Below are 25,293 nucleotides of genomic sequence, written 5' to 3'. Positions count from 1 at the left end.
GTGTAGTTCACAGCTTTTATGCTCGACACATAACCTGTGGGAGCTGGCTTGCCAGCGATAGCCGCAACGCGGTATCAGATCAAGCCGCAAACCCCGGCAGCACCGGCACCGGTCGCTTGTCGTCGTCGATGGCAACGAAGCTGAACTGCCCGTGAATGGCCTTCTCGCGACCATCACAGCTCATGCTCTCAACAAAGACTTCTACCTCGACCTTGAGGCTGGTGTTGCCGACCTTGATCACCTTCCCGACCAATTCAACGATGGACCCGGCCGGGATCGCATGATTGAAGTCGATGCGGTCGGTGGACACAGTCACCAACGGCAATCGGCAGAAACGGGTGGCGGTAATGAACGACACCTCATCCATCCACGCCAGCGCAGTGCCGCCGAACAGGGTGTTGTGGTGGTTGGTGGTCGGCGGGAAGACAGCCTTGGTTACGCGAGTCACCGAGAGTTCGGTGCGGCGCTGGATTTCCTGGTCGCGGGTGGTCATGAAATAGACTCGATATCTGGCTTCCGAATACAAGCAAGATCAAAAGATCGCAGCCTTCGGCAGCTCCTACAGGATGGGGGCAGTTTTATTGCGGGCAACAAAAAAGCAGCCCGTAGGCTGCTTTTTTCTGCATCGGAAGCTGGACTTAAGCCAGTTTTTCCTTGATGCGAGCTGCTTTACCCGACAGGTCGCGCAGGTAGTACAGCTTGGCTTTACGTACGTCACCGCGACGTTTAACAGCCATGCTGTCGATCTGCGGGGAGTAGGTCTGGAAAGTACGTTCTACGCCAACACCGTTGGAGATTTTACGAACGGTGAACGCACTGTTCACGCCGCGGTTACGCTTGGCGATTACAACGCCTTCGAACGCTTGCAGACGGGAACGATCGCCTTCCTTCACTTTCACCTGAACGACAATAGTGTCGCCTGGGGCGAAGGTAGGGATTTCTTTGGTCATCTGCTCTGCTTCGAGTGCAAGGATGATTTTGTTGGTCATGCTGTGCTCCTAAGGTAAATCGTTCGATCTACCATCGATACGTTGTTAACTATCGTCCCGCTCGCGGATGTATTCCTCGAGCAGCTTCTTCTCTTCTCCAGAAAGCGAGCGGCTTTCCAGAAGATCGGCGCGTCGTTCAAAGGTCCTACCAAGGGACTGCTGTAAACGCCAACGCCGGATATGCGCGTGATTGCCACTCAGCAACACGTCGGGAACACGCTGATCCGCATACACCTCAGGTCGGGTGTAGTGCGGGCAATCCAGCAGACCATCCGTAAAGGAATCTTCCTCAGCGGAATCCGCATGCCCTAAAGCTCCAGGCAGCAGTCGTGTAACCGCATCGATCAGGACCATCGCCGGCAGCTCGCCGCCAGACAGTACATAGTCGCCAATCGACCACTCTTCATCGACATGAGCCTCAATAAAGCGCTCGTCAATGCCTTCATAACGGCCGGCAATCAGGATCAATGCATCCGATTGTGCCAGCTCGCGTACCGCCGACTGATTCAGTTGACGGCCTTGGGGGGACAGGTAAATCACCTTCGCCGCCTCCCCGGCTGCTGCCTTGGCCTGAACCAGAGCATCTTCCAGGGGCTTGATCTTCATCACCATGCCCGGACCACCGCCAAACGGGCGATCGTCCACAGTGTGATGCCGATCCGTCGTGTAATCCCGCGGGTTCCAACAGGTCAGCTGCAAGAGCCCCTGTTTGACCGCTCGACTGGTGATGCCGTAGTCGCCGATGGCGGAAAACATCTCGGGAAACAAACTGATCACTTCTACGCGCAAGTTAGCCACGCTTAGAAGTCCGCGTCCCAATCCACCTTCATCTCGCCCGCGGCCAGGTCAACGGCCAACACACATTGCGCCGTATAGGGCAACAAGCGTTCGCGATCATCCAGGCTGCCAGCGCAAGGCTTGACTACCATTACATCATTGGCGCCGGTTTCCAGAAGATGATCGACTTTCCCGAGCATTTGCCCCAGTTGATCGATAACCTTCAGACCTTCCAGCTGGTACCAGTAGTACTCGCCGTCGGTCAATTCAGGGAACAGGTTGCGCGGCACGCAGATCTCATAACCGGCCAGAAGACGAGCTTCTTCACGATCATCAAGACCCTTGAGCTTTGCGACCAGGAACTTATCGCTCCCGCGTCCACTGACCAGCTCGACCTGTTTGACATTGCCTTCACGCTTGAGCGTCCAGGTTTTGTACTGCAACAGGTTTTCAGTCGGATCAGTAAAGGAATAAACCTTCACTTCGCCGCGAACGCCATGAACAGAATAAATTTTGCCAATAACGATCAAATCATCGGCAACAGCAGGCGTCGCGTTCATATTGCTCAGGCCGCAGCCTTTGCAGATTCCTTCAGCAACTGAGCAACACGCTCAGAAGGCTGTGCACCAACGCTCAGCCAGTAGGCTACGCGCTCTTGGTTCACGGACAGACGGATTTCCTGACCACGGGCAACAGGGTTGAAGAAACCAACCTGTTCTTTGTGGGAGCCGTCACGCGGGTTACGCGAGTCGGTTACGGTCAGGTGGTAAAACGGGCGCTTTTTGGAGCCGCCAAGGGCAAGACGGATTGTTAGCATGTGAACATCGTTCCTGTAGTCGGTGCTGCAAATCTAAATGCACAGCGGGCATGGGTGCCCGAAAGGCCGCATATTCTAAGGAATATCCGGACTTTTGCAAATGACTTTTTCCGGCGCCTATGGCATGCCGTGCAGATCTGCATATAGAGCCGTCGATGAAAACGGCCAGTCAGCTCCCGCCGAGTGCGGGTTTGCTGTTGATCCTGCGTCCTTGCAGGGTCTGCGCCGGTGCGACGACCGGCGAAGTCTTGGTGTCCTGTCTCACCCGTTTCGCTCACTTTTGGCGAGCAGAATGGGTGAGACGGGACACCTTACATTTTCGGCATGCCACCGCCGGGCAACATTCCGCCCATGCCGCGCATCATTTTCGCCATTCCGCCCTTGGCGGAGAATTTCTTCATCATCTTCTGCATCTGCTTGTGCTGCTTGATCAAGCGACCGATGTCCTGCACCTGAGTGCCGGAACCCATGGCGATCCGGCGCTTGCGCGAACCGCTGATCAGCTCAGGGTCACGGCGCTCGGCCGGGGTCATGGAGTTGATGATGGCTTCCATCTGTTTGAATTGCTTCTCTGCGGCGTTCTGGGCATTGCCCATTTGCGACAGGTTGACGCCGCCGATGCTCGGCAGTTTGTCCATGAGCCCGCCGAGGCCGCCCATGTTCTTCATCTGTTGCAGCTGATCGCGGAAGTCTTCGAGGTCGAAGCCCTTGCCCTTCTTCAGCTTCTTGGCCAGTTTGTCGGCCTTGTCTTTATCGAGGGTCGCTTCAGCCTGTTCGATCAGGCTGAGCACGTCGCCCATGCCGAGAATCCGCGAAGCGATACGCTCAGGATGGAACGGATCGAGCGCTTCGCTCTTCTCGCCCATACCGATGAACTTGATCGGCTTGCCGGTGATGGCGCGCACCGACAGTGCGGCACCGCCACGGGCGTCGCCGTCGACCTTGGTCAGGATCACACCGGTCAGCGGCAGGGCATCACCGAAGGCCTTGGCCGTGTTGGCCGCGTCCTGACCGGTCATGGCGTCGACCACGAACAGGGTTTCGACCGGGTTGATCGCGGCGTGCAGCGCCTTGATCTCGCCCATCATCTCTTCGTCGATGTGCAGACGACCGGCGGTATCGACGATGACCACGTCGATGAATTTCAGTTTCGCTTCTTTAATAGCGGCGGTGGCGATGTCGACCGGCTTCTGGCTCAGGTCGGACGGGAAGAACGTCACGCCGATGTCGTTGGCCAGGGTTTCCAGCTGTTTAATAGCCGCAGGACGGTAAACGTCCGCCGACACGACCATGACCGACTTCTTCTTGCGCTCTTTAAGGAAGCGCGCCAGTTTGCCAGCGGTGGTGGTTTTACCCGCACCTTGCAGACCGGCCATCAGAATGACGGCTGGCGGCACAGCGCTCAGGTTCAAATCTTCGTTGGCCGCGCCCATCAGGCTTTCGAGTTCGGCCTGGACGATCTTCACGAACGCCTGGCCCGGCGTCAGGCTGCGCGACACCTCGGTGCCGACAGCGCGCTCCTTGACCGAATTGACGAAGTCCTTGACCACCGGCAGGGCGACGTCGGCTTCGAGCAACGCCATGCGCACTTCACGCAGGGTGTCTTTGATATTGTCCTCGGTCAGCTTCGCCTTGCCGGTGACATGGCGCAGCGTCTGCGAGAGACGGTCGGTTAAGTTTTCAAACATTGCGCGATCCTTTCAGGCCCTGTGTAGACCGGGATAATGGCGGCCCAGACCGGAATCAACATGTGCTCGGCGAGCCTGCGGCGTGGGCAGGTCGCGGATTATAGCGAAGACTGCGGCTGGCGGACACCTCGCTGTCAGCTTCCTGAGTCTTTCGTGCGATGGCGGTTCTATGCCAAACTCAGCCCCTTTCGGGCTTGCCTAACAGGATTTATGCTCCCCTTGTCACCCAGTTTGCTGACCACCCTCGCCGCCGCCCTTCTATATGCCGCTGCGACCCTTTATCAGAGCACCCGCTTGGCCACTGGCGCCAAGGCGAACAAGCGCCTGTTGGTTAGCCTCGGCGCCTTCGCCGTGGTGGCCCACGCCGCCAGCCTGCTCACGCATTTGCTGACCCCGATCGGTCTGGGCCTGGATTTTTTCAGCGCCTCCAGCCTGATTGCCGCGGCGGTCATCGCGCTGACGCTGATCGCCTGCTCGCGGATCCCCGTGGAAAACCTGCTGGTGCTGCTGTTCCCGCTCGGCGCCATCACCGTACTGCTGGCGCAATTCGCGCCGACCGGTACGGTGCAGATCATCGATGAAGAGCCGGGCATCCTCGCGCACATTCTGTTGTCGATCCTTGCGTACGGCATGTTCACCATCGCGGTGTTCCAGGCCTTGCTGCTACTGGTGCAAGACCACCAGCTCAAGCACAAGCACCCGTCCGGGCTGATCAAGAACTTCCCGCCGCTGCAAACCATGGAAAGCCTGCTGTTCGGCTTCCTCTGGGCCGGCTGGACGCTGCTGTCGCTGTCGCTGATCTCCGGCTGGCTGTTCGTCGAGAACCTGTTCGCCCAGCATCTGGTGCACAAGACCCTGCTGGCGTGCCTGGCCTGGATCGTGTTCAGCGTGCTGCTGTGGGGCCGCAACCGTCTCGGCTGGCGCGGTCACAAGGCGATTCGCTGGACCCTCGCCGGTTTCTGCCTGCTGATGTTGGCGTATTTCGGCAGCAAACTGGTTCGTGAATACATCCTGCACATCTGACGGGCGGCATAAATGGACGGTTTGCCCATAGGGCCGATGCTCGCGGTATTTGTCCTGCTGATTTTATGGTCAGGGCTGTTTACTGCCGTCGAAATCGCGCAACAGCAGTTGCTCGCGCAACGCACCGCCTCGCGCGCCAGCGATAAACCGCTGGCGAAGCTGAGCTTCCCGCTCGACAGCCTGATTCTCTGCAACACCCTGTGCCGCGCACTTGCCGTGGTGATTGCGACGTTGCTGGCAATTTTCCTCTGCGAAGAAAACGGCCCATGGGCAGCCTGCCTGGGTGTTGGCGCAATACTGCTGGTGTTCGCCGATTATTTCCCGCGCAGCGTCGCCCAACGGTATCCGGATGCGGTGCTGGCATTTGGCAATACCTTGTTGGCGGTGCCGCTGAAGATTATTTATCCGGTTGCCTGGCTGTTCAGCCGCGTCAGCGGATTGCTCATGCGCCCGTTTGCGCGCAAAACCCAAGTGGTGCAGCAGAGCGAAGACGATCTGCCTTCTGATCGTCACGATGATCCCGAGCATCCCGTTCACGCTCACCCGGTTTCCGGTATTCATGCGTTGGACAACATCACGGTCAACGACATTCTGGTGCCACGCAGTGACGTCGACGGCATCAACCTCGACGATTCGATCGAAGAAATCATCGAACAACTGCGCCACAACAAGCGCACCCGCCTGCCGGTGTTTCACAGCGACATCAATCAGGTTGAAGCGGTGCTCAACACCCGGCAGATCCGCCATCTGCTGAACAACGCTGATCTGACCCGCGAAGCGCTGCTGGCCGCCAGTTACGAACCGTACTTCGTGCCGGAAAGCACACCGTTGCAACTGCAGTTGCTGAACTTCCACAAGCAGCAACGGCGCTTGGGCATGGTGGTGGATGAGTACGGTGAAGTGCTCGGCATCGTGACACTGGAAGACATTCTCGAAGAAATCGTCGGCGAATTTGAGAGCGAGCACAGCCTGGATAACCCGCATATTCATCCGCAGACTGACGGGCGGATGGTGATTGATGGCACGGCTTCGATTCGCGAATTGAACAAATGTCTGGGTTGGCATTTGCCGAGTGATGGGCCGAAGACGCTGAACGGGTTGGTGACTGAGGCGCTGGAAACGATTCCGGCGAGTGCGGTTTGTTTGAAGATCGGGCGTTATCGACTGGAGATTCTTGAGACTGAGGAGAACCGGGTGAGCAAAGTGCTGATCTGGCATACCTCGTCTGTGCCTGCTTTGGTGCCGGCCAGGTAAAAGATCAAAAGATCACAGCCTTCGGCAGCTCCTACCCTGCGATCTTTTGCTCTTGTTTGATCGTTAGCCCCCTTCCTATAATCAAATCAGCTTACCCAAGCCCCGCCAAACCGCGTGCTTACCCCGCACCCGACAGGTTTCGGCCATTTCATATGCAATCCGGCGACTGTTCCTACCTGAAACAGCGACCGCGCCTCATCCCACATCCCTGGGTGCTCGACCATAATAATTCGCTCCAACGGAGCTCATGACTGTCAGGGATCACCGCATGACGACCAGTACCGCTTTCAGCGACACCGCGCCTGCCCAACCGACCAACTCCGCCACCCGCGTGGCGACGGCGAGTTTTATCGGCACCGCGATCGAGTTCTACGATTTCTACGTTTACGCCACCGCCGCCGCGCTGGTGATCGGGCCGGTATTCTTTCCGCAGACGTCCGGCACGGCGCAGATGCTCTCGGCGTTTCTTACTTTCGGCATCGCATTTCTGGCCCGACCGCTGGGCTCCGCGCTGTTCGGCCACTTCGGCGACCGTATCGGGCGCAAGTCGACACTGGTCGCATCCTTGCTGTTGATGGGCGTGTGTACGACGCTGATCGGCGTGCTGCCGGGTTACGCCACGATTGGCGCGTGGGCACCGATTCTGCTGTGCGTGCTGCGCTTCGGGCAGGGGCTGGGATTGGGTGGCGAATGGGGCGGTGCCGCCCTGCTGGCCACGGAAAACGCGCCGAAAGGCAAACGCGCGTGGTTCGGTATGTTTCCGCAGCTTGGCCCTTCGATTGGTTTTCTCGCGGCCAACGGCTTGTTTCTAACCCTGGCCATGACTCTCGATGACGAGCAGTTCCGCAGTTGGGGCTGGCGGATTCCGTTTCTGCTCAGCGCAGCGCTGGTGATGGTCGGTCTTTATGTGCGATTGAAACTGCATGAAACACCGGTGTTCGCCAACGCCATCGCCCGTCAGGAACGGGTGAAGGTGCCGCTGGTCGAGTTGTTCAGCCAGTACTGGGCGCCGACACTGCTGGGCGCGGCGGCGATGGTGGTCTGTTATGCGCTGTTCTATATCTCGACGGTGTTCTCCCTTAGCTATGGGGTTTCCACACTTGGCTATAGCCGCGAAACCTTCCTCGGATTGCTGTGCTTTGCCGTTTTGTTCATGGCCGCTGCGACACCGCTTTCAGCCTGGGCTAGCGACCGTTACGGGCGCAAACCGGTGCTGATCATTGGTGGCGTGCTGGCGATTCTGTCTGGATTTCTGATGGAGCCGTTACTGACTCAGGGTTCGACCTGGGGTGTGGCGCTGTTTCTGTGCATCGAGCTGTTTTTGATGGGCGTGACATTTGCACCGATGGGCGCACTGTTGCCTGAGCTGTTTCCGACCCACGTGCGTTATACCGGTGCTTCGGCGGCGTATAACCTGGGCGGCATTGTCGGGGCCTCGGCGGCACCGTTCTTCGCACAGAAGCTGGTAGCGATGGGTGGTTTGAGTTATGTCGGCGGGTATGTGTCAGCGGCGGCGGTGCTGAGTTTGATTGCGGTGCTGTGTTTGAAAGAAACGCGCAATAACGATCTGAATCAGGTTGCCTGACAGATCGCTATCGCGAGCAGGCTCACTCCTACAGGGGAACGCATTCCAACTGTAGGAGTGAGCCTGCTCGCGATGGACGCGACCCGGTTTACAGCTCTACAACAACAGCCTGAGCAGCACGGGTCGCCTTGGCACGAGCAGCCTCGATCGACTCATCCCGCGCCAGCGCCACGCCCATGCGGCGCTGGCCATTCACTTCCGGCTTACCAAACAGACGCAATGCCGTGTCCGGCTCGCTCAACGCCGCGCCGAGGTTGGCGAATGCGGTCTGCGTCGACTGCCCTTCCACCAGAATCACCGCCGAAGCCGATGGCCCGAACTGACGGATCAGCGGTACCGGCAAGCCCAGAATCGCGCGAGCGTGCAGGGCGAACTGCGACAGATCCTGCGAAATCAATGTCACCAGACCGGTGTCATGCGGACGCGGCGAGACTTCGCTGAACCACACCTGATCACCTTTGATGAACAGCTCAACGCCGAACAGACCACGACCGCCCAACGCCTCAGTCACCGCTTTGGCAACGCGCTCGGATTCAGCCAGAGCAATCGGGCTCATGGCCTGAGGCTGCCAGGATTCCTGATAATCGCCCTTCTCCTGACGGTGACCGACCGGCGCGCAGAACGTGGTGCCGCCAATGTGGCGCACAGTCAGCAAGGTGATTTCGTAATCGAAATCGATGAAACCTTCGATGATCACCCGACCTTTGCCAGCGCGACCGCCTTCTTGCGCGTAATCCCAGGCTTTCTGCACGTCATCAGTGCTGCGCAACAGGCTCTGGCCTTTGCCCGACGAGCTCATCACCGGTTTGACGACGCATGGGAAACCGAGGTCCTCAACAGCTTTGCTGTAGTCCTCGAAGGTGTCGGCAAAGTGGTACGGCGAGGTCGGCAGATCCAGCTCTTCAGCGGCCAGACGACGGATGCCTTCGCGGTTCATGGTCAATTGCGCAGCGCGCGCGGTCGGGATCACGGTGAAGCCTTCGGCTTCCAGCTCGACCAGGGTGGCGGTGGCGATGGCTTCGATTTCCGGCACGATGAAGTGCGGCTTCTCGGCTTCGATCACGGCACGCAGGGCGGCGCCGTCGAGCATGTTGATCACGTGGCTGCGATGCGCAACTTGCATGGCCGGCGCGTTGGCGTAGCGGTCAACGGCGATTACTTCAACGCCCAGGCGTTGCAGCTCGATCACCACTTCCTTGCCCAACTCACCACAGCCACACAGCAATACGCGGGTCGCGGTTGGCGACAACGGAGTTCCGATACGGGTCATCTCAGGTCCTCAAAGAAGCGGATCATCGAGGAAAGCAGCGCCAGACGCGCTTTCCATGGGGAGAAAGCGCGGCATTTTACATGAACCTGAGGGTTTGGCTTCAGCCGGCGACAGCCTGTTTGCGCTCACGCCAGGCCATGATCAGCCAGACGGCAGTAACGCCGGCGAATTTCGACAGCAGAGCAGTGATGATCACCGGCGGCGTCAGCAGGTCGATCATGCCGAAGAAGATGAAGGTATCGAGAGGAATGCTCAGTGCCGAACTGATCCACAAGCGGTCGCGCAATGGGCGTTTGGTGATGCTGAACACCAGCCAGTCGATGATTTCCGACACCGCGAACGCCGTGGCGCTGGCCAAGGCGATGGAGGGATCGGAGGTGACGTAGGAGAGCACCAACGCCGCCAGCATCGCCACGACTGCGCCGTGGCCGAAGCGGGTTTGCACCATGTCGCGCAGTATGAAGACCAGACCACCCCAGGCCGACCAGATGATGTCCAGGTGCGGCGCGGTGGAGAAGGCGAAGTTGATCAGCACAACGCTGCTGATGTAGGCGATGAGGAAAATCATGGAGGCGACCTGGCAGATTGGCGCACAGATTACTTGACCGGCAAATCAAGAGCCACCCCCTCACCCCAGCCCTCTCCCCCAGGGGGCGAGGGGGAAAGGGAGCAGATCTTCGTTGAATCGAATCCCGAGTTCGACTCAAGAACGCAGGCCGGTATGGACCGAACAATCAACCCGGTCATTCCCTCCCCCTTCAGACGAAGGGAAAGGGAGCCGATCGGAGGCTTTTCAAAACCTGAGTTCGACTCGGTAGCTCAGGTCGATGTAACTCGAACCATCAACTCGGTCAGTCCCCTCTCCCTCTGGGCGATCCGACGTTTCGGGAGGGCTAGGGTGAGGGCCATCCCAAGCCGATCACGACTTCGAAGGGATCATCCACACCAGCCCACTCGCCTTCGCCCGCTCATGACACAGCCCCAGCACCACCCGACGCTCGTCATTGCTCATGCGGCCCCAGCGGGTGATCTCCTCGACCGTACGCTGGCAGCCAGTGCAGATGTCAGCCTCATCCAGCGCACAAATATTCACGCATGGCGAGGCTACTGGTCTTTCTGGCGTGTTCATTCTTCCTGCTCAACCAGATCGCGGGCATAACGCTGCGAGTTATGCACATAGTGGGCGGCGCTAGCTTCGAGCATCTTCTTTTGCGGCTCGGTCAGCTCGCGCACAACCTTGCCCGGCGAGCCCATCACCAGCGAACCGTCGGGAATCTCTTTGCCTTCGCCAATCAGCGAGTTGGCGCCAATGATGCAGTTCTTGCCGATCTTCGCGCCGTTGAGAATCACCGCGTTGATGCCGATCAGGCTGTAATCGCCCACCGTGCAGCCGTGGAGCATGGCGTTGTGGCCGATGGTCACGCCGGTGCCAATGGTCAGCGGATAGCCCATGTCGGTATGCATCACCGTGCCGTCCTGCACATTGCTGTTCTTGCCGATCAGGATCAGTTCGTTGTCGCCGCGCAGCACGGCGTTGAACCAGACGTTGGCGCCCTCTTCCAGTTTGACCTTGCCCACCAGCACGGCATTGGGCGCGACCCAGCTCTGTGGGTGAGTCTCGACACGGGCGTCGCCCAAACGGTATTTCATCTTGTCTTCCTCAGCGCCCACGGTGATGGCCATTCGAACGATGGCTCAGGTGTTAATAAAGCTTTTAGGGGGTTGGTGCAGACTGATCTTGGCGTCATAGAGCAGATTGATCAACTCGACGATCATGATCGCCGTCAGCCCCCAGATCTTGTATTCACCAAATCGATAACTCGGCACGTACCAACTGCGGCCCTGATAGTCGATGCGGTGCGTGTGTTCACGGGGGTCTTCGCGGAAGAATTCCAGCGGCACAGTGAACACCGCGGCAATCTCGGCATCGTTGGCCAGATACTCGACAAAATCGGGGATGACGCCGACATAAGGCGTGACCTTAATGCCGTGCAGGGAGATCAGCGGACTGAGCGGGCCGATGATTTCGACCAGGCCGGGCGGCAGACCGATCTCCTCTTCAGCTTCACGCAGCGCGGTGAAGATCAGATCCGGGTCTTCCGGATCGCGGCGACCACCCGGGAAGGCGACTTCGCCACCGTGGGTCGAAAGCCCGCTGGCGCGCAGGGTCAGTACCAGTTCCGGTTGGTCACTGCGGGTGATCGGCACCAGAACGGCGGCCTCGGGGAAACGTGTGTCAGTCTCCAGCGTGCGCGGTGTGTGGTTGCTTACCCTATGCAGTAGCTCGTCCAGCATGAGTGTTCTCGATCTGTGCCTTACTTTGCATCATGCACCAATCGTTGCGAGCGCCCAAGCCCCCGAAACCCGTCGTGTCGCGAAACGACAACTTGCCGACCGACACCGCTGCACGCCAAGATAGGCGCAGCATTCAGGAAGCCCAGCATGAAATTTTGCAGCCACTGCGGTAACCCGGTCACCCAACGCATTCCCGAAGGCGATTCGCGGCTGCGATTTGTCTGTGACAGCTGTCAGACCATTCACTATCAAAACCCCAATATCGTCGCCGGTTGCGTACCGACCTGGGGTACAAAAGTGTTGCTCTGCCGCCGCGCCATCGAGCCGCGCCTCGGTTACTGGACCTTGCCCGCCGGTTTCATGGAGAACGGCGAGACCATCGAACAGGCCGCCGTACGCGAAACTGCCGAGGAAGCCTGCGCCCGCGTGCGCAATCTGAGCATCTACACATTGATCGATGTGCCGCACATCAGTCAGGTGCATGTGTTCTTCCGCGCCGAGCTGGTCGATCTGGACTTCGCCGCCGGCCCCGAGAGCCTCGAAGTGCAACTATTCGACGAAGCCGACATTCCCTGGGACGAGCTGGCTTTCCGCACGGTGGGGCGTACCTTAGAATGCTTCTTCGCTGATCGGCGTATCGAGGCGTATCCGGTTCGGTCGGAATCGATTCCTCCGTTGGCGCAGCCGGTCATTATTTAATCAAGACATTGGCGTGATGGCCGACAAAAAGATCGCAGCCTTCGGCAGCTCCTACATGTACACATACATATAAAATGTTGGTTATCTGCGTCACTCCCTGGGGAATCGTTTCAATGCGCTGGTTGCTTGCCCTGTTCTGCCTGTCGTTCGTTACCGTCTCCCAAGCGTCCTTCGTGACCACCGTGACGCCTTCGAATACCCCGCTCATCGAGAAAGTCCTGGTGCTCAAAGCGGCTCATCAACTGCAGTTGATCGCTGACGGCAAGCCGCTGAAGACCTATCGCATTTCGCTGGGCAAAGGCGCGAAGAAAGGCCCGAAACTGATAGAGGGTGACAAGCGCACGCCAGAAGGTTTCTATTGGATCGACTGGCGCAAGACCAGCGACAAATTCAACCTGTCGATGCACATTTCCTACCCGAACATCAGCGATTCGGCCCGCGCCCGACGTGAAGGCGTCGAGCCCGGCGGCATGATCATGATCCACGGCACGCCGGATTCGGAAGAAACCCCGGAAGACCTGTTCCACACCCTCGACTGGACTGACGGCTGCGTCGCCATGCGTAACGTCGACATGCGCGAAGTGTGGAATCTGGTGCCGGACGGCACGATGGTCGAAATCCGCCCTTAACTTCCTCACGACCATTGGTCGGCATTAAAAAATAAATCAAAAAGATCGCAGCCTGCGGCAGCTCCTACAAGGGTGATACCACTCTCAACTGTAGGAGCTGCCGCAGGCTGCGATCTTTTGCTTTTCCTGGCCAACCACTAATACCACTTGAAACCACACCCCCTGAATACCGCCAATTCATTAGACATGGCGCTGTTTCATCGCGTTGACATGGTATTCAAGTGGTATTAATTTCCGCCCCACAAGCGAGCCACAACAATCCTATACTCGCGACGGAAATGCCCTACATGAACGACCTCCATACCTTACGCCCGGACGACTCTCAGCCGACGCCGCTGTACCTGCAACTGGCACGCAATCTGGAAGCAGCGATTCATGCCGGGCAGTGGAAGTCCGAGCAGGCGATGCCCTCGGAACGCAACCTCAGCGAGCAACTGGGCATTTCCCGGGTGACTGCGCGCAAGGCATTGGAAGTCCTCCTCGATCAAGGCCTGATCCGTCGCCTGCAAGGTTCCGGCACGTTCATCACCCCACGCCTCGAACAACCGCTATCGCGCCTCTCCGGTTTCAGCGAGATGCTGCGCCTCAAGGGCTTCGTGCCCAGCTCGCAATGGCTGGAACGCGAAATCACCCTGCCGACTCATGAAGAATTGATCCGCCTCAGCCTGTCGCCGAACGACAAGGTTGCGCGCATGAAGCGTCTGCGCAAAGCCGATGACACGGTCATGGCGATCGAAATGAGCACCCTGCCCGCCTCGATCATGCCCAAGCCGCAACTGGTCGGCGATTCGCTCTACGAATACCTCGACGGCATCGGCAAACCGATCGTCCGCGCCTTGCAGCACATTCAGGCGATCAACGCCTCGGACGAATTCGCCGCGCTGGTCGGCATCGCTCCCGGCACCGCGATGCTGCTGATGACCCGGGTCGGTTATCTGGAAGACAACACGCCGATCGAAGTCACCGACACCTATTGCCGCAACGACTACTACGACTTTGTTGCAGAGCTTCGTAGATAAAGAGCTGCGCCGCTGAGAGCGGCCCAAAGCGAGAATCAAAATGTCCGAAGACAACATCCTCACCGCCAGCGGCTGGGTTCGCGGCCGGCTGGTCCACGAACACGGCAAAGTCGTGTCGATCGAAGGCGTGCCTTGCGATCCGGCGAGTAATGACTTGCCGTATCTGCTGCCCGGTTTCATCGATCTGCACGTCCACGGCGGCGGCGGCAAAGACATCATGGAAGGCGCCAGCGCTTTCGAAACCATCACCAGAACCCACGTGCGTTTCGGCACCACCTCGCTGCTGGCGACCACCATGACCGCGCCGAGTGCCGAGATTTCCAGCGTTCTAAAAGAAGTCGGAGAGTTCTGCGAACAGCGTCCGAAAGGTGCCGCCCGCGTCCTCGGCGTCCACCTCGAAGGCCCGTACATCAACCCGGGAAAACTCGGTGCGCAACCGAACTTCGCCCACACCGCGTTGATGGCCGAAGTCGAAGAGTACCTGGCACTGGCGCCGATCCGGGTGATCACCATCGCCCCGGAAATCGCCGGTCATGACGGTTTGATCCGTGAGCTGAGCAGCCGTGGCGTGCGCATGCAGATCGGTCACACCCTCGGCAGTTACGAGGAAGGTGTCGCCGCCCTCGATGCCGGCGCCACCAGTTTCACTCACCTCTACAACGCCATGAGCCCGCTGCATCACCGTGAACCGGGCATCGTCGGCGCGGCATTGGCCCACGCTAAATTCGCAGAGCTGATTCCCGATCTGCTGCATGTGCATCCCGGTGCCATTCGCGTGGCACTGCGCTCGATCCCCTGCCTGTATTGCGTGACCGATTCGACTGCCGCTGCCGGCATGCCCGACGGTGAATACAAGCTCGGCAGCCACACCGTGACCAAATGCCTGGGCGGCGTGCGCCTGCCGGACGGCACTTTGGCCGGCAGCACCCTGACCATGGATCAGGCCCTGCGCAATCTGGTGAAGATTGGTCTGCCGATCGCCGAAGCCTCACAACGTCTTTCGCAATTCCCCGCCGACTACCTCGGCATTACTGAACGCGGGCGCCTTGCACCAGGTGCCTGGGCCGACTGCGTGCGGCTCGATCGCTCACTCACACTGACCGCCGTCATGGTCGAAGGAGAAGACATTGACTTCAAAAATGCTTGAGGAGGCGCTGTCCTCGTTCGAGGCCGTGCAAGCCCAACTGCAACAACTCGACCCGCAAATGATCGAGATCGCCGGGCGCCTGCGCCGGCAGCCACCACAAGTGGCGATGACCGTTGCGCGCGGTAGCTCCGACCACGCGGCGAGCTACTTCGCCTACCTGACCATGCAGCAACTGGGTGTGCCGGTGGCGTCGTTGCCGATGTCGGTGGTGACCATGCAACAGGCGCCGTTGAAGGTCAGCGGTCAGGTCGCGTTCGCCTTTTCACAATCGGGGCAGAGCCCGGATCTGGTCAACAGCCTGCGTCTGTTGCGCAAGCGTGGCGCGTTGAGCGTGTCGATGGTCAACGCCGCCGACTCGCCACTGGAAGCGGCGTGTGAATTCAGCCTGCCGCTGCTCGCTGGGACTGAAAGCAGCGTCGCCGCGACCAAGAGTTTTATCGCCACCCTCAGCGCCAGCGCCCGGTTGATCGCGCACTGGAAAGAGGACAGCGAATTGCTGGAGGCCGGCAACGCCCTGCCTGAAGGTCTGCGCGAAGCGGCGAAACAGGACTGGAGTGTGGCTATCGAAGCCCTGCGCGATTGCGAGCGCTTGATGGTCATCGGCCGTGGCGCCGGTTTCGCCATTGCTCAAGAGGCAGCGCTGAAATTCAAGGAAACCTCGGCAATTCAAGCCGAAGCGTTCAGCAGCGCCGAAGTGCGTCACGGCCCGATGGCGCTGATCGACGAACACTATCCATTGCTGGTTTTCGCTCCACGCGGCGCCGAACAGGCCGGCCTGCTGAGCCTCGCCGCAGAGATGCGCCAACGCGGCGCCCGCGTATTGCTGGCCGCGCCGGACGATGTGAGCGAACGCGATCTGACCCTGACCCGCGCCGAACACCCGGCCCTTGATCCGATTCTGGCGATCCAGAGTTTCTACGTGATGGCCGCAGGTCTGGCCGTGGCCCGTGGCATGGACCCGGATCAACCACGCCATCTGAGCAAAGTGACCCGTACGCACTAATTGAAGCAAGCCTGTAGGAACTGCCGAAGGCTGCGATCTTTTGATTTTGATCCAAAAAAACAAGATCAAAAGATCGCAGCCTTCGGCAGCTCCTACAGGGACATCGAACCGAGATTTAACCGATGAGACCGAGCCATGCACAACAACAATAAAGAGCTGACCCTCAGCGCCCCGCTCAGCGGCCCGGTGCTCACGCTCGCCAAAGTCCCGGACGCGGTGTTCGCCAGCGGCGCGATGGGCGACGGCATTGCCATCGACCCGATCAACGACACGCTGTATTCGCCGTGTGCCGGGGTGATCATCCACGTCGCGCGCACCGGCCACGCCCTCACCGTGCGTGCCGACAATGGCGCGGAAATCCTTTTGCATCTGGGTCTCGACACCGTTGAACTGAACGGCGAAGGCTTCTCGATGCTGGTCAAGGATGGCACCCGCGTCAGCAAGGGTCAGCCGTTGTTGCGCTATGACCTGGACAAGGTCGGCCAGCAATGCAAAAGCCTGGTCAGCCTGTTGATCCTGACCAACAGCCAGGATTTTCAAGTGCGGCCGATTACGCTGAAAGCGGTGAAGGTTGGCGAGCCGCTATTGCACATTGTTGCGCGTAACAGCGTGGCGGCGAATGTCGCGGAGGTCGGCGGACCTGAGGTTCATGGTCATGTGCTGGTGGCTCATCGCGGTGGTTTGCATGCCCGCCCCGCTGCGCTGATTCGGCAAACTGCGCAAGCTTTCAAAAGCCAGTCGCAACTGCACTTCGCTGGCAAATCGGCGCCGTGCAACAGCCTGATCGGTTTGATGGGCCTGGCGGTTGGCGAGCAGGATGAAGTGCAAGTCAGTTGTCAGGGCACGGACGCTGAAGCAGCGTTGCAAGCGTTGCTCACCGCGTTGGCCACGGCGCTGCCGGATGATCATCACGCGGTGGCGCCGGTCAGTATTGCGCCTCTTAAACGCCCCGCCGAAGCAGGTGTGCTGCACGGTGTGTGCGCCGCGCCCGGACTGGTCGGCGGGCCGCTCTTTCGCTTGAACGCGATCAGTTTGCCGGCGGATGCCGGTCATCATGATCCGCTGCAACAACTGCAGATTCTTGAGACGGCGCTGACTCAAGTAAGGAGAGAAATCGACGGCACCCTCGCCCAAGCGAAAACACACAAGAACGCCGATGAAGAAGCGATCTTCGCCGCGCATCTGGCACTGCTGGAAGATCCAGCGCTGCTCGACGCCGCGCAGCAAGCCATCGAACAAGGCACTGCGGCGACTCACGCGTGGAGCCAGTCGATCGATGTGCAGTGCGAAGTCCTGCAACACACCGGCAGCGCGCTGCTGGCTGAGCGCGCCAACGATCTGCGCGACCTCAAGCAACGCGTGTTGCGGGCATTGCTCGGCGAAGCATGGCATTACGACGTGCCGGCCGGCGCCATTGTTGCCGCTCACGAACTGACACCCTCGGATCTGCTGCAACTCAGCGCGCAAGGCGTTGCCGGGTTATGCATGGCCGAGGGTGGTGCGACCTCGCACGTGGCGATTCTCGCGCGTGGCAAAGGTCTGCCGTGCATGGTGGCGTTGGGTTCGGCCTTGCTTGATCAGCCGCAAGGCCAAGCGGTGGTGCTCGATGCCGACGGTGGACGCCTCGAACTGACGCCGAATGCCGAACGTCTGGCTGAAGTTCAGCAGGCGCAAATTGATCGTCAGCAACGCCGCGACGCACAGCAAGCCAAGGCTCACCTGCCTGCAGAAACCCGCAATGGCGTGACTATCGAAGTCGTCGCCAACGTCGCCTCCAGCGCTGAAGCCGCAGACGCCTTTGCCAATGGTGCCGATGGCGTCGGTTTGCTGCGCACCGAGTTCCTCTTCGTTGATCGTCAGACCGCTCCGGATGTCGAAGAACAGCGTGCGGCCTATCAAGGCGTACTGGATGCGATGGGCGAACACTCGGTGATCATCCGCACCATCGACGTCGGCGGCGATAAACAACTCGACTACCTGCCGCTGCCCATCGAAGCCAACCCGGTGCTCGGTCTGCGCGGCATTCGTCTGGCTCAGGCTCGCCCGGAGATCCTCGATCAGCAACTGCGCGCGCTGCTGCAAGTCAGCCCGCTGCGCCGCTGCCGGATCCTGTTGCCGATGGTCACTGAGGTCGACGAACTGCTGCACATTCGTCAACGCGTCGATGCGCTGTGCCTGGAACTCGGTGTCAGTCAGCGCCCGGAAATCGGCGTGATGATCGAAGTCCCCGCCGCCGCTCTGCAAGCCGAACAACTCGCCGAACACGCCGACTTCCTCTCGATCGGCACCAACGACTTGTCGCAATACACCTTGGCCATGGATCGCGATCACGCCGGTCTCGCCGCACGGGTCGACGCCTTGCACCCCGCGCTATTGCGCCTGATCGCCATGACCTGCGAAGGCGCGGCAGTCCACAAGCGTTGGGTCGGCGTCTGCGGCGCCCTCGCCTCCGACCCGCTGGCGACGCCGGTACTGATTGGTCTGGGCGTTACCGAATTGTCGGTCAGCCCGGTGCAAATCGGTGAAATCAAGGATCGCGTGCGCCAGGTGCACGAAGCCGAATGCCAGCGCCTCAGCCGCGACCTGCTCAAGCTGAGCAGCGCCGCCGCCGTGCGCCACGCCTGTCATCAACATTGGCCACTGCGCTAACAAAAACAACAAGGACAAACGCCATGTATCAACTCTTTATCGAAGGCCTGCAACGCCTCGGCCGCGCGCTGATGCTGCCGATCGCGATCCTGCCGATTGCCGGCCTGCTGCTGCGGCTGGGTGACACCGACCTGCTGAACATCGCGATCATCCACGACGCCGGTCAAGTGATCTTCGCCAACCTGGCAATGATCTTCGCCATCGGCATCGCGGTCGGTTTTGCCAAGGACAACAACGGTACTGCCGGTCTGGCCGGGGTAATCGGTTATCTGGTGATGATCTCCACGCTCAAGGTGCTCGATTCAACCATCAACATGGGCATGCTCGCCGGTATCGTCAGCGGCCTGATGGCCGGCGCGCTGTACAACCGCTTCAAGGACATCAAGCTGCCGGAGTACCTCGCATTCTTTGGTGGTCGACGGTTTGTGCCGATTGTCACCGGGTTCGCGGCGGTCGGTCTGGGCGTGGTGTTCGGTTATATCTGGCCGCCGATCCAGCACGGCATCAACGCCTTCGGCGCGCTGATGATGGAAAGCGGCAGCATTGGCGCGTTCGTGTTTGGCGTGTTCAACCGCCTGCTGATCGTCACCGGACTGCACCACATCCTCAACAACATGGCGTGGTTTGTGTTCGGCAACTTCACCGACCCAACTACCGGGGCATTGGTGACCGGCGACCTGTCGCGCTACTTCGCCGGTGATCCGAAGGGCGGCCAGTTCATGACCGGCATGTTCCCGATGATGATCTTCGGCCTGCCGGCGGCGTGTCTGGCGATGTACCGCAACGCCCTGCCGGAACGCCGCAAAGTGATGGGCGGGATTTTCCTGTCGATGGCTTTGACTTCGTTTTTGACCGGGGTGACCGAGCCGATCGAATTCGCCTTCATGTTTCTGGCGCCGCTGTTGTATTTGCTGCATGCGCTGCTGACCGGGTTGTCGATGGCGATTACCAATGCGCTGAACATTCACCTCGGCTTCACCTTCTCCGGCGGCTTTATCGACATGGTCCTGGGCTGGGGTCGTTCGACCAACGGCTGGCTGGTGATCCCGGTCGGGCTGGCCTATGCCGTGGTGTATTACGCGGTGTTTGATTTCTGTATTCGTCGCTTCAATCTGAAGACGCCGGGGCGTGAGGATGTGGCGACCGCTGAGAAAGCCGTCCTCACCGAAAACCAACGAGCCGGTGCTTACATCAAAGCCCTCGGTGGTGCGGAGAATCTGCTGACCGTTGGCGCCTGCACTACCCGTCTGCGACTGGAGATGGTCGATCGCAACAAGGCCTCCGATGCCGATTTGAAAGCGCTGGGTGCGATGGCAGTTGTGCGTCCGGGCAAAGGTGGAAGTTTGCAGGTGGTGGTCGGGCCGCTGGCCGACAGCATTGCAGATGAGATTCGCCTGGCGATGCCGGCGGTGGGCCGTGCGGTTCTTGCTGAGCCTGTTGCGGTTGTCGATGAACCGAAAGCGGTTGTGGTCGCGGGTTCTGAAGCTCAGCAATGGCTGAATGCACTGGGCGGTGGCGACAATGTGCTGCAACTGGACTGCATTGCCATGAGCCGGATTCGCTTGCTGCTGGCAGATGGCAAGGCGTTGTCCGAGGCGCAGTTGAAGGAATTGGGTTGTCAGGGTGTCAGCCAGTTGGAAGGTGGCGTTTGGCATTTGCTGGTGGGTGACAAGGCTGCGAGTTTGAGCGGAGCGCTTGAGGCGTTGGTCAATCGCAGTGAGGTCAGTGCCAAGGTTTGAGCCTTTACATCAGGCTCTACTCGAAACAACTGATACAAAAACCCGGCGTTGGCCGGGTTTTTTCATGCTGCTCAAGTTCAGGACATTCTTGCGCGCTGTTCCGCCTCGTAATGCCGAGTCTGGTACGGCATGAGCGCCTGAATCTTCAAACCCAGACTTTCCGTCAAACCCCAAGCAACCGCCAACTCGTCGCGGCGATTGCGTAATAAAACAGCTGGTTGAGAAACGACGTGTTGCTTGGGTGTTTTGGCGTTGAAAAGCTCGAGTGCATGGAGCGTTTCCAACACGCGGCTATCCGATACACATGCGAAACGTGTAAATCGCTCCAGCAGATAAGCTGCTCGCCGCAGCTCGACTTCATCGCTGTGAAACTTGAGAAATGTTGATATCTCACTCTCAAGATCGGATTTTGAATACCAGACCTCTTTGGCTGCATCGACCAGCGCCGTCCCATCGGCTTGATCCAGCGGTCTTCTGACCAACGTATCCAATGCCGAAGAGAGGACATGATCATCAAGAGAGTTCGACATCTGGTTCCTCCAGGTAGTCCTGCAAGATATTGAAGAGCACTGAGGCAGGTTGCTCTTTGTTGCCAACATATACATCAATTGCTTGCAATGCCAGACGCCGGAAATCACTCGTCAGAATGAAACCGGCTCTGAGAAGCGCCTTGATGTCCGCAACGTCGTGATCGGTAGCCCTGCCAAGTTTTGTAATTGCAATATCCACCGGAGCAGCGATGTGAATCTGGAGCGGGGACGTCTCCGGAAACTCAGTCATGGGAATACTTCGCACCCAGTAGTCTTCATGGATCGGGCCAAAACTAGTGTTGTATTGAAGGTCGTAGTTCAGCTCCATCACTCGAGCGGAGCGTTCGTCGATAAAAGGCTCCGGAACTTGAGCTAGAAGCGCTTGAAGGTCGAACCCTGGCGGAAGGCAAGCTTCATAAATCTCCGCATCGACATCCATGGAAATACGATGATTTGTGTAGAGATGTACGGCGCAACCACCAAAGACGATGATTTTGACTGCCCCCGGATCGGTATTTTCCTGCGTCAATTCTGCTTCGACTGATTTGAACATCGAAACCAATGCCTTCCCCAAGGCAGTATTCGTGTTGATGCGGGGAGTGACTACGGGTAGCAATTCCATTTTTGAACCTCAGAGTCATGTCGATGGCTCACGCGATACAACCTGTTACCCAGCTCGCTGTTTGCCAGAGACAGATCAAGGTATGGATGCGACTTCCGAGGGACAACCTGAAAGAATGGTAGGAAATTTCCCGAGTTTGCTGACGCTCTGAAACTCGTCTGACGCCTGTCAGTGCCTCATCGCTGGCAAGCCAGCTCCCACAAGAGAATGCGTTTCAACTGTGGGAGCCAGCCTGCTGGCGGTGAACGATGACGCGCTCGTCAGGTTTGTGGGTCGACTCGATCCAGCGCTCGATTTACTGCCAGTTCGGCGAGCATGACGATTTGCTGGATGCCTAAAGCCGTACTGCGCTGCGAACCGCTTAGCTCATTGGCGAAGTTGCTGGCGGCGTTGCTTGCGCTGGCCAACGACTCAACGGCGTGGGCGAGCAGGCTTTCGGTGTCGACCTGGGGGCAGACCATGAACATGGTGCTTGGTCGCCGGGGCTTTGCGGGTTCGGGGCACAGGTAGAAGTCGAGGGCGCGCTTGATGGCTTCACGGTTGCGGGCCTGCTCTTCGGCGCGCAGGGCTTCTTCGAGTGGGGTTTTGGTTTCGGGTGGATCTGTAGTGGTCAACTAATCCCGGACACGACGTTAAGTTTTTTCTCGGCCTGAGCTGGGGCCAGTCCGTTGTTGAATTGGTGCGGTCTAATCCAGTTGTACCGATGCATCAGGTAATGACTGATGTCGCGGTGCGCTTCTTGAGCTGTCATGTAGCCCACGGTCGGTATCCATTCAGTTTTCAGGCTGCGAAACACACGCTCCATCGGCGCGTTATCCCAACAGTTTCCACGACGGCTCATGCTTTGGCGCATGCGGTAACGCCAAAGCCGTTGGCGAAACTGGCGACTGCCATATTGCGAGCCCTGATCCGAGTGAAACAAAAGCCCTTGAGGCTTGCCACGCTGCTCGTAAGCCATGTCCAACGCCTTGATGACCAGATCCGCATCCGGCTTGTTCGACAGCGCCCAGCCCACCACTCGGCGCGCGTAAAGATCCATAACCACAGCTAGGTAATGCCATTTCCCTTGAGCCCAGATGTAGGTGATGTCGCCACACCAAACCTGATTCGGCGCCGGCACATCAAACTCTCGATTCAATATGTTCGGAATGTCGGGCCGCTCAACCGTCGCTTGTTTGTAGGCATGTGATCCAGGTTGTTTACTGACCAACTCCAGTTCCCGCATCAGGCCTCGCACCTTGAACCGCCCAATTTGCTCGCCGTCTTCCTGCATCATCGACACGATGCTGCGGCTACCGGCGGCGCTTCGACTTTGCGTAAACAGTTCGTTAACCCGGCTGCGCAACCGAAGCCGCTCAACGTCTGGAGTTCGGCGCCTGAGACGGTGGGCGTAGTAACACGAACGAGTGACATCAAAGACTGCGCAAAGCCAATCAACCGGCTCTTGGGGGCTCAGTTGATCAATCAGCGCGTGCGCTCGTGCTCTTCCGACATCAAGAGCGCGGTAGCCTTTTTTAAAATGGATTTCTCCCGCTCAAGTCGAGCGATTCGAGCTTCCAATTCCTGGATTTTCTGTTGCTCTGGCGTCAGCGCTTTACTCTGCGGAGTAACGCCAGTGCGCTCCTGCTGAAGCTGATTAACCCAGCGGCGCAACGCGGACTCAACCACACCAAGCGAGCGGCTGGCTTCGATATGGCTATAGCCTTGATCGAGCACGAGGCCTGCGGCCTCGCGTTTGAATTCAGCGGAAAAAGAACGACGTTGTTTGGTCATCAGACACCTCTATCTGGCGAGCATTCTCGCCTAAATGGGTGTCCGGTTTCATTAGACCACTACAATCGGGTACGGGCTTGTTCATTGCAATGATCTCTAATCAAATGATTGAAGCCATCACTGGTCGTTTCTCACGCGACGAAGAGGTGGCAGCTATGTGCGGAGTGAGAAACCGGTAAGAGATCAACCCGGCCGAACCGAAGTCCGCCCGCACACAGCCGCCATAGAACATTACCGGCAGCAAATGAGCTGGCGGCGATTATGGTGCTACTGACGTTTGATTAAAACCTCTTACCGGGTTCTCACACCCGATCACCGATTTGCGGTGACAGCCAAAGACTAGAGACCCGACGTCCGACGGACAACCTGAAAACCTTGTGGGAAGGTTCTGGTAAGTCCGAACATTTCTAAACGCCCGCCCCCCCCCCTCACCTAACCCTCTCCCTGAGGTAGGAGGGACTGACCGAGGGAGAGGGCTGGGCGGGCGGCGTTCCGATGAGGGGCGATCCAGCACAAAACCCAAGTCGATCACACACCACTCAAACAGGATGAGCGTTAGCTCGGCTGGCCCCACATTGTCGGCACTGTCAACTGTCAGGTCTGACAGTTGTGTTCATTTGCTTTCTGTTTATAACTTGTCCGCCAGAGGCAGTACTCACCAGTTGTCGTCGCCTTGAACTCTTTAACTTATAGGAGATAACGAGATGACCATTACCGTCGAAACACTGGAAAACCTGCGAAAAGACTTCGTCAGATATGACCAAAATCAAGATGGTAAGCTCACCGTTCGCGAATATGAACAGGCGATGGAGCCTTACACCTCACCCGAAACGTTGGCAGAGGCAATTAAGGAGCTTGACCTCGACAACAACAATGAGATCACCTGGTTTGAATTCCTCACGGATTACGTGAACGACGTGGCTGGCAGAAAAACGATCAGTTGGCAGGTGATAGAGAAGTTCGACAGTGACTTCAAACGCTATGACGCAAACAACGACGGAAAGGTGTCATTCAATGAGCTTTACGATGCCATGAGTAACTACTCCAACCCGACCAAGCTCGCCGACGAATTGGACCAGTTTCATCAACGTCATGACGTCGACAACGACAAAGCGCTCACGTGGGATGAGTTTTTCATCAGTCTTGTAAGGTCGTTTGAGTAAGGCAGAAAGAGAGGATCCATCAGAAGAAGCATCGGATGAACGCGGCGAGGTAAGACTTACCGTAATCATTGATGATTTGGCCAGCCTAACCCCAAGCAGGCTCACTCCATTGGTTTTGTTTGCATTCAGTTAGAGATTGGTCGGCTGGCAGGCCACCATCGCTGGCAAGCCAAGCCCCCACAGAGGAAATGTATTTCAAACTGTGCGAGCCAGCCTGCTAGCGATGAACGATGAAGCGGACGTCAGGTTTGTGGATCGACTCGATCCAGCGCTCGGTTTACCGCCAATTCGGCGAGCATGACGATTTGCTGGATGCCTAACACCGTGCTGCGCTGAGAACCGCTTAGCTCATTGGCGAAGTTGCTGGCGGCGGTGCTTGCCGAGGAGAAAGATTCGCAGGCGTGGGCGAGCAGGCTTTCGGTGTCGACCTGGGGGCAGACCATGAACATGGTGCTTGGTCGGCGGGGCTTTGCGGGTTCGGGGCACAGGTAGAAGTCGAGGGCACGTTTGATGGCTTCACGGTTGCGGGCCTGCTCTTCGGCGCGCAGGGCTTCTTCGAGTGGGGTTTTGGTTTCGGGTGGATCGGGGACGGGCTTGGTCATGGATCGGTCCTTACTGATTG

Annotated in this window: 27 protein-coding genes; 11 read left to right on the top strand and 16 right to left on the bottom strand. The window is 58.6% G+C overall.

All coding sequences use genetic code 11. The features are described 5' to 3' along the window. Positions 1–79 precede the first annotated feature (79 nt). The 6 genes from AC3IUF_RS05305 to ffh all read right to left on the bottom strand — a co-directional run bounded on the left by AC3IUF_RS05305 (position 80) and on the right by ffh (position 4,271). Positions 80–493 (bottom strand): acyl-CoA thioesterase, encoded by a 414-nt coding sequence (locus tag AC3IUF_RS05305; protein WP_007908981.1) that lies wholly within the window; start codon positions 491–493, stop codon positions 80–82. Between the two features lie 145 nt (positions 494–638). Beyond that, positions 639–989: a 50S ribosomal protein L19 gene (gene rplS, locus AC3IUF_RS05300; RefSeq protein ID WP_003175895.1), complete on the bottom strand. Its 351-nt coding sequence runs from the start codon at positions 987–989 to the stop codon at positions 639–641. Positions 990–1,034: 45 nt separating this feature from the next. Beyond that, positions 1,035–1,787 (bottom strand): tRNA (guanosine(37)-N1)-methyltransferase TrmD, encoded by a 753-nt coding sequence (gene trmD / locus AC3IUF_RS05295; protein ID WP_007908983.1) that lies wholly within the window; start codon positions 1,785–1,787, stop codon positions 1,035–1,037. 2 nt (positions 1,788–1,789) lie between these two features. Next, positions 1,790–2,326 carry a ribosome maturation factor RimM gene (gene rimM, locus AC3IUF_RS05290; protein WP_007908985.1) on the bottom strand — a complete coding sequence of 179 codons (537 nt, stop codon included), beginning with the start codon at positions 2,324–2,326 and terminating at the stop codon, positions 1,790–1,792. A 5-nt stretch (positions 2,327–2,331) separates the two neighbouring features. After that, positions 2,332–2,583 carry a 30S ribosomal protein S16 gene (gene rpsP, locus AC3IUF_RS05285; RefSeq protein WP_003185073.1) on the bottom strand — a complete coding sequence of 84 codons (252 nt, stop codon included), beginning with the start codon at positions 2,581–2,583 and terminating at the stop codon, positions 2,332–2,334. Positions 2,584–2,894: 311 nt separating this feature from the next. Beyond that, on the bottom strand, positions 2,895–4,271 hold the full coding sequence (gene ffh, locus AC3IUF_RS05280) for a signal recognition particle protein (protein ID WP_007908988.1): 1,377 nt from the start codon (positions 4,269–4,271) through the stop codon (positions 2,895–2,897). Between the two features lie 210 nt (positions 4,272–4,481). Here ffh and AC3IUF_RS05275 point away from each other — a divergent pair, with 210 nt between their 5' ends. From AC3IUF_RS05275 to AC3IUF_RS05265, 3 genes are all read left to right on the top strand, one after another. Further along, positions 4,482–5,294 carry a cytochrome C assembly family protein gene (locus tag AC3IUF_RS05275; protein WP_007908989.1) on the top strand — a complete coding sequence of 271 codons (813 nt, stop codon included), beginning with the start codon at positions 4,482–4,484 and terminating at the stop codon, positions 5,292–5,294. A 12-nt stretch (positions 5,295–5,306) separates the two neighbouring features. After that, complete coding sequence (locus tag AC3IUF_RS05270) at positions 5,307–6,548, top strand: CNNM domain-containing protein (RefSeq protein WP_007908990.1); 1,242 nt, start codon at positions 5,307–5,309, stop codon at positions 6,546–6,548. Positions 6,549–6,816: 268 nt separating this feature from the next. Beyond that, positions 6,817–8,133: an MFS transporter gene (locus AC3IUF_RS05265; RefSeq protein WP_007908991.1), complete on the top strand. Its 1,317-nt coding sequence runs from the start codon at positions 6,817–6,819 to the stop codon at positions 8,131–8,133. 88 nt (positions 8,134–8,221) lie between these two features. On the opposite strand, the gene purT is transcribed toward AC3IUF_RS05265, so the two are convergent. The 5 genes from purT to AC3IUF_RS05240 all read right to left on the bottom strand — a co-directional run bounded on the left by purT (position 8,222) and on the right by AC3IUF_RS05240 (position 11,698). Further along, complete coding sequence (purT, locus tag AC3IUF_RS05260) at positions 8,222–9,403, bottom strand: formate-dependent phosphoribosylglycinamide formyltransferase (RefSeq protein ID WP_007908992.1); 1,182 nt, start codon at positions 9,401–9,403, stop codon at positions 8,222–8,224. Between the two features lie 100 nt (positions 9,404–9,503). Further along, on the bottom strand, positions 9,504–9,971 hold the full coding sequence (locus AC3IUF_RS05255; protein ID WP_007908993.1) for a VUT family protein: 468 nt from the start codon (positions 9,969–9,971) through the stop codon (positions 9,504–9,506). A 351-nt stretch (positions 9,972–10,322) separates the two neighbouring features. Beyond that, entirely contained in the window at positions 10,323–10,532 is a 210-nt protein-coding gene (locus AC3IUF_RS05250; protein ID WP_095112570.1) for a DUF1289 domain-containing protein, read from the bottom strand. Continuing rightward, complete coding sequence (locus tag AC3IUF_RS05245; RefSeq protein ID WP_007954617.1) at positions 10,529–11,053, bottom strand: gamma carbonic anhydrase family protein; 525 nt, start codon at positions 11,051–11,053, stop codon at positions 10,529–10,531. Before AC3IUF_RS05245 ends, AC3IUF_RS05250 begins: the two co-directional genes overlap by 4 nt. Positions 11,054–11,098: 45 nt before the next feature. Further along, positions 11,099–11,698, bottom strand: coding sequence for a CoA pyrophosphatase (locus tag AC3IUF_RS05240; protein WP_007909000.1), 600 nt, complete (start codon positions 11,696–11,698; stop codon positions 11,099–11,101). 147 nt (positions 11,699–11,845) lie between these two features. Between AC3IUF_RS05240 and AC3IUF_RS05235 the strand changes: the two genes are divergently transcribed. The 7 genes from AC3IUF_RS05235 to nagE all read left to right on the top strand — a co-directional run bounded on the left by AC3IUF_RS05235 (position 11,846) and on the right by nagE (position 20,583). Continuing rightward, complete coding sequence (locus AC3IUF_RS05235; protein WP_007909002.1) at positions 11,846–12,397, top strand: NUDIX hydrolase; 552 nt, start codon at positions 11,846–11,848, stop codon at positions 12,395–12,397. A 113-nt stretch (positions 12,398–12,510) separates the two neighbouring features. After that, complete coding sequence (locus AC3IUF_RS05230) at positions 12,511–13,026, top strand: L,D-transpeptidase family protein (protein ID WP_007909004.1); 516 nt, start codon at positions 12,511–12,513, stop codon at positions 13,024–13,026. 287 nt (positions 13,027–13,313) lie between these two features. Next, entirely contained in the window at positions 13,314–14,045 is a 732-nt protein-coding gene (locus AC3IUF_RS05225; protein ID WP_093436861.1) for a GntR family transcriptional regulator, read from the top strand. A 40-nt stretch (positions 14,046–14,085) separates the two neighbouring features. Next, the gene (gene nagA / locus AC3IUF_RS05220; RefSeq protein WP_489280563.1) at positions 14,086–15,192 is read left to right on the top strand and encodes an N-acetylglucosamine-6-phosphate deacetylase; all 1,107 of its coding nucleotides are present in this window, start codon (positions 14,086–14,088) and stop codon (positions 15,190–15,192) included. Next, positions 15,173–16,195 carry an SIS domain-containing protein gene (locus AC3IUF_RS05215; protein WP_414916584.1) on the top strand — a complete coding sequence of 341 codons (1,023 nt, stop codon included), beginning with the start codon at positions 15,173–15,175 and terminating at the stop codon, positions 16,193–16,195. The genes nagA and AC3IUF_RS05215 overlap by 20 nt, the downstream gene beginning before the upstream one ends. A 135-nt stretch (positions 16,196–16,330) precedes the next feature. Further along, positions 16,331–18,844: a phosphoenolpyruvate--protein phosphotransferase gene (gene ptsP / locus AC3IUF_RS05210; protein WP_489280561.1), complete on the top strand. Its 2,514-nt coding sequence runs from the start codon at positions 16,331–16,333 to the stop codon at positions 18,842–18,844. A gap of 23 nt (positions 18,845–18,867) precedes the next feature. Next, a complete protein-coding gene (gene nagE / locus AC3IUF_RS05205; RefSeq protein WP_489280560.1) occupies positions 18,868–20,583 on the top strand; it encodes an N-acetylglucosamine-specific PTS transporter subunit IIBC in 1,716 nt (571 codons plus the stop codon). 77 nt (positions 20,584–20,660) lie between these two features. On the opposite strand, the gene AC3IUF_RS05200 is transcribed toward nagE, so the two are convergent. The 4 genes from AC3IUF_RS05200 to AC3IUF_RS05185 form a co-directional block, all read right to left on the bottom strand. Beyond that, positions 20,661–21,113, bottom strand: a complete 453-nt coding sequence (locus AC3IUF_RS05200) for a hypothetical protein (RefSeq protein WP_267799193.1) — start codon at positions 21,111–21,113, stop codon at positions 20,661–20,663. Continuing rightward, a complete protein-coding gene (locus AC3IUF_RS05195; RefSeq protein WP_463542443.1) occupies positions 21,097–21,735 on the bottom strand; it encodes a DUF6036 family nucleotidyltransferase in 639 nt (212 codons plus the stop codon). The genes AC3IUF_RS05200 and AC3IUF_RS05195 overlap by 17 nt, the downstream gene beginning before the upstream one ends. Before the next feature lie 260 nt (positions 21,736–21,995). After that, on the bottom strand, positions 21,996–22,349 hold the full coding sequence (locus AC3IUF_RS05190; protein ID WP_489280559.1) for a DUF6124 family protein: 354 nt from the start codon (positions 22,347–22,349) through the stop codon (positions 21,996–21,998). Then, positions 22,346–23,508, bottom strand: a protein-coding gene (locus AC3IUF_RS05185) for an IS3 family transposase (protein WP_489278830.1) whose coding sequence is annotated in 2 segments (ribosomal slippage) — positions 22,346–23,253 and positions 23,253–23,508 — 1,164 coding nt in all. Because the reading frame shifts where the segments join, the coding sequence is not laid out codon by codon here. The genes AC3IUF_RS05190 and AC3IUF_RS05185 overlap by 4 nt, the downstream gene beginning before the upstream one ends. Positions 23,509–24,212: 704 nt before the next feature. On the opposite strand from AC3IUF_RS05185, the gene AC3IUF_RS05180 reads away from it, so the two are divergent. Beyond that, positions 24,213–24,671: an EF-hand domain-containing protein gene (locus AC3IUF_RS05180; RefSeq protein ID WP_489280558.1), complete on the top strand. Its 459-nt coding sequence runs from the start codon at positions 24,213–24,215 to the stop codon at positions 24,669–24,671. Between the two features lie 242 nt (positions 24,672–24,913). Here AC3IUF_RS05180 and AC3IUF_RS05175 read toward each other — a convergent pair whose 3' ends face one another. After that, the gene (locus tag AC3IUF_RS05175) at positions 24,914–25,273 is read right to left on the bottom strand and encodes a DUF6124 family protein (protein WP_489280557.1); all 360 of its coding nucleotides are present in this window, start codon (positions 25,271–25,273) and stop codon (positions 24,914–24,916) included. Positions 25,274–25,293 lie beyond the last annotated feature (20 nt).

Source organism: Pseudomonas sp. KH_040 (assembly GCF_057839305.1).
This window is presented reverse-complemented; position numbering and strand designations above follow the sequence as displayed.